The following is a 3,933-nucleotide window of genomic DNA, read 5'->3' on the forward strand; positions in this document are numbered from 1 at the left end:
CTTTTAATACCAACCGATATTCGGCCAAAGCGATTTCTTACGCTTATCTAGATGACGAGCTATTTCATTTTATGAAAAGCTCTATTGTATCAAATGAACTTAAAGATGCCTTGGTGTCGAACCTATCGGATTTAGCTGCGTTATACTTTCAGTGGCTGATCGATATCGGCAAGAAAGAAAAAACAGCTGAGAACTATTCTAAGGCTGTGAGATTCTCAATTTCAAAATGGCTGAAAGACGCTGGAGAAATCCGAGAGCCTATCACCGACATAGGATCTTATCGTCAATTTCTGCAAGTGGAAGAAAAAGCCAGGCAGTTAGATACATTCAAGCGTCATGATAGCAAAGGTAATGGAATGTATAGTGCCGCGTTATCGAGTTACCACAAATTTCTTGTCGATCTGGCACAAGTTGATGTGAATGCAGATATCAGACAAGTCATGTCTGACGATAATCTAACGGATACAGAAAAGAAGATATTAGTAAGCACGAGAATAGGGCAAGGGATTTTTAGAACACAATTGATTCAATTGTGGAGAAAATGTGCGGTGACTGGCTATAAAAATACTCAGATCCTTATCGCGTCGCACATCAAACCATGGAGAGCTTCCAGTAACGAAGAACGTTTGGATAAGTATAATGGTTTGTTGTTGTTGGCAAATCTGGATAAAGCATTCGATCTTGGCTTCATTTCGTTTGATGAGCATGGTCGGGTTATGATCGCCAGTGATTTAGAAAATCCAGAGATAATTGGTGTCAGCGAGGGCATGTCATTTGAAATAAGAAATGAGCATAAAAAGTATCTTGCCTACCACAGAGCTGAATTATTCAAAGGCCTATGACATTCTACCGCTCTTGCTTTCCTTAACTCCCCCTAACCGCAAAGGAGCAATTCAGCTCCTTTGCGGTTTATCCTTCCCTTCACCCACCAATCAGTACCGTTGGCAAGCCCATAACGATCGTGCCGCCGTGGGCGGTAAGATCGCCCATGCGTGCGGCGGGTTTGTTGTTGATCAGCACCGTGGCGCTGCCTTTGACTACGCTGTCTGGTGGGCCGACGCACACGCACATTTGACCCATGGTGGCCGCCGGTAGGTTGCCAATCAATACCGTGGTGGGCAGGGGCAATAACGGGCCACCGACGTGCGGAATGGGCACGGGTGCCGGGGTTTGCATTGGGCACATATGCATGTCGGTGGCACGGGCTGCGGGTAACATAAAAACTCCTAGCTTTCGCCGTTTCCGCCAGCGGCGATGTTCAGGCCGATGTCGATAAAGTCGCGGTAGCGCTGTTTGGCGTGTTCACCGTCGGGTAAGACGGCGCTGAGGTTGATACTGCCGGCCACTGCCTGCGCGTAAAGGTAAGGCGGGGGCGGCACTATGGGATCATCGGGTTTGGTCATGCTGCCGCCACTCCAGAATGCCGATTGCGCGGCCCAGCCAGCGCCGGACTCCAGCCCGGCCAGATCGGCCATTTGTTCGGCGTGACGACGGCTGGTCTCGTCCGGGGTATGCACCCAGGCTTTCGCCGCGCGAACGGCATTGGCTTCGTGTTCATTCCAGTCACTGCGCGTAGCGGCGCAGCAGGCGGCCCACCATACGGCTTCCCTGACCGGCATGGCGTGGGCGAGAAATGTGACTGCGTCCGCAAACATTTCCTGCTCCATCGCGGCGTTAATCACCTCTGTGGGGGAGCACTCATCGGCGGCCAACTGACTAAACTGCGCATTTGGCGAATAAAATTCAATGATGTCCCTGGCGTATTGATATGGAATTTTGCGTAAAGTCATTAGTTTACCTTTGCTATCGCTCCCTGAATCTGCACCATGGCGCCAGCTTTAACCTGCGTCATAGCGCTGCCGTTTACCGTCACGAGTGCGGCTTTTACATCGGCTTTTCCTTGTCCTTCGATGTTGACCATTGCCGCCTTCATTTCGGCTTTTGCTTGTCCATTAATCGCCACCTGAGGTGCGTCAATCTTGATGCCACTGGCGCTGATCTCAATTTTGCTGGCGCCGACTTTGAGCTCAATTTTGCTTTTTCCGCTCAGCGATATCGTACTGCCGTCGACGGTGACCGACGATTTGGCCGATAACGCCATGTTGGATGCCGCCGACAGGTTGAGATCTTTGCCGCTGTCTCCGGTCCAGTCTTCCTTACTTTTGGCAGTGAGGGTTTTATCTCCCTCAACCTGAATGGCTTCTTTGGCATTCAGGGCCACCGTTTTGTCGACTTGTGTGCGTTTCGCTCCTTTGATCGTAGTCTGATTATCGTTGTTAACCTCAATCAGCAGATCTTTTTCCGCATGGAGAAAGATATGTTCTTTGTCTTTCTGATCCTCGAAGCGCAGTTCATTGCCTTGTTTGCTGCTGCCTTTCGGGGTCGAACGGGTTTTCAGGCCGCTTTGCGAAGCTGCGCTATAAGGCGCTGCGTTTTTGGTGTTGTAGAGCGAGCCCGTAACCACCGGGCGATCGGGATCGCCGTCGATGTACTGCACCAATACTTCGTCGCCGATACGCGGCGTGAACTGAGCGCCAAACCCTTTGCTGGCTAGCCCTTGTGATACAGGCAGCCAGCAGGAGCTGTTTTCGTCACGCTTACCGTCTTTGTCCCAGTGGAACTGGACTTTGATTCGTCCGGCTTTATCGCGGTAGATTTCCTCACCGCTGGGGCCGGTCACGGAGGCAGTATGGACACTGTGCACTTTGGGCTTATCCTGAACCTGAGGGCGATAGGTGACTGAAGCCGGAATGCAATGGAACTGGTTACGATACACCGGCGATGTACCACCTTCGTCGGTGGAAACGTGATGAGTCAGCCGGGTAACAATGTACTCCTGATTCATTGAACTGAGCGGGTGTTGATTGAGACGGAAGGTAAAGCCACAGGCCAGCGCTGCAATACTGGAACTGGCTTTGGAGACCGATTTGACCGCATCCAGTGCGTCCATCTGGCGTTTGGCGGCATCACGTGCTTCGTTTTTGTTGTCGAGCCCCAGACCAAACCAGTTTTGCGCCAGCGCCGATGGGGAGCTGTCAAACGCGCTTTTACGCTCGCCGCTTTCAAACACTTCTGCCAGTGCCTGAGTGTGGTCCGCCAACGACACTTTGGCGCTGCCCATGTGCGTGGCGTGGCTCCAGTTGCTGAGTGCCCGATGTGCAGCCTGGCTACCGTCCTGGTAGTACAGTTTGGGTTCAGGTATTGGTTCAAATCTTTGGTTAGAGTCGGCGATCACCACCGACGGCTTACCCGAATCATGACGGACATGAAAATGCCAGCCCTCGCTGGCGAGCAGGCGCCGGATAAACTGCTGATCCGTTTCATCCAGTTGGACGCAATAGTCATGTTTTTTGCCACCGCCGGATACCGAAAACGAAAAATAGTTTTTAAAGTCGCTATCGCCAAGTAACGTATCCAGAATCTGTTTGGTGGTCATATTCTGGAAGATCTTTCGGTTACGTCGATAGGCCAGTAACGCCAGAGGATCGGCGGCTTCAATCTGATAGAAATAGAGTTGTTTTTCCTGACTGAAACCGGTGAATTCAATCGAGATACACAAACCAGACAAGGTTCGGGTTTCAAACAACTGTTCAAGTGAGATTGACACACTCTTACCGAGGTTGCTTTCGTTGATTTCTGCGTTTGAGGCCACAGACAATGAAAAACGGCAACCTTCAGAAACTGCTTCTTCTCCCGTTAAATGGGTGACAACGTATTTCTTATTGTCCGCGAGTTTCGCCGTCAGCGGGCGACTTTTGGCTAGCAATTCACTGCTGGTCATAATTTCTCATTTCCTGTAAGCAAAATGTGGTTTTTTGCTTAAATAAAAAACACATCAACATAAAAGTAAACGCGTTGATAAACACTTAGATCAATAAGTGCCTAGAAAGAGTCAGGGAAAAATAGCAAAGCGCATTTATAGTTAATTTATTG

The 3,933-nt window shown here is 50.2% G+C and carries 4 protein-coding genes; 1 reads left to right on the plus strand and 3 read right to left on the minus strand.

All coding sequences use genetic code 11. From position 1 onward, the window contains the following. Positions 1-842, plus strand: an 842-nt coding sequence (locus CAG65_RS11550) for an HNH endonuclease (protein ID WP_161453732.1), incomplete at its 5' end; no start/stop codon positions are given. A gap of 79 nt (positions 843-921) precedes the next feature. Here CAG65_RS11550 and CAG65_RS11555 read toward each other — a convergent pair. From CAG65_RS11555 to CAG65_RS11565, 3 genes are read right to left on the minus strand one after another with little or no spacing between them, the layout of a single operon-like run. Next, positions 922-1,218, minus strand: coding sequence for a PAAR domain-containing protein (locus tag CAG65_RS11555; RefSeq protein WP_021703720.1), 297 nt, complete (start codon positions 1,216-1,218; stop codon positions 922-924). An 8-nt stretch (positions 1,219-1,226) separates the two neighbouring features. After that, positions 1,227-1,790 (minus strand): DUF6931 family protein, encoded by a 564-nt coding sequence (locus CAG65_RS11560; RefSeq protein WP_021703719.1) that lies wholly within the window; start codon positions 1,788-1,790, stop codon positions 1,227-1,229. Then, on the minus strand, positions 1,790-3,781 hold the full coding sequence (locus CAG65_RS11565) for a type VI secretion system Vgr family protein (protein ID WP_021703718.1): 1,992 nt from the start codon (positions 3,779-3,781) through the stop codon (positions 1,790-1,792). Before CAG65_RS11565 ends, CAG65_RS11560 begins: the two co-directional genes overlap by 1 nt. Positions 3,782-3,933: the final 152 nt, after the last annotated feature.

Source organism: Vibrio sp. V39_P1S14PM300 (genome assembly GCF_009904765.1).
GTDB classification, from domain to species: Bacteria; Pseudomonadota; Gammaproteobacteria; order Enterobacterales; family Vibrionaceae; genus Vibrio; species Vibrio proteolyticus.

Coding starts and splice junctions, on each gene's coding strand:
- CAG65_RS11555 (WP_021703720.1), bottom strand. CDS start 1,218: ATGTTACCCGCAGCCCGTGCCACCGACATGCATATGTGCCCAATGCAA.
- CAG65_RS11560 (WP_021703719.1), bottom strand. CDS start 1,790: ATGACTTTACGCAAAATTCCATATCAATACGCCAGGGACATCATTGAA.
- CAG65_RS11565 (WP_021703718.1), bottom strand. CDS start 3,781: ATGACCAGCAGTGAATTGCTAGCCAAAAGTCGCCCGCTGACGGCGAAA.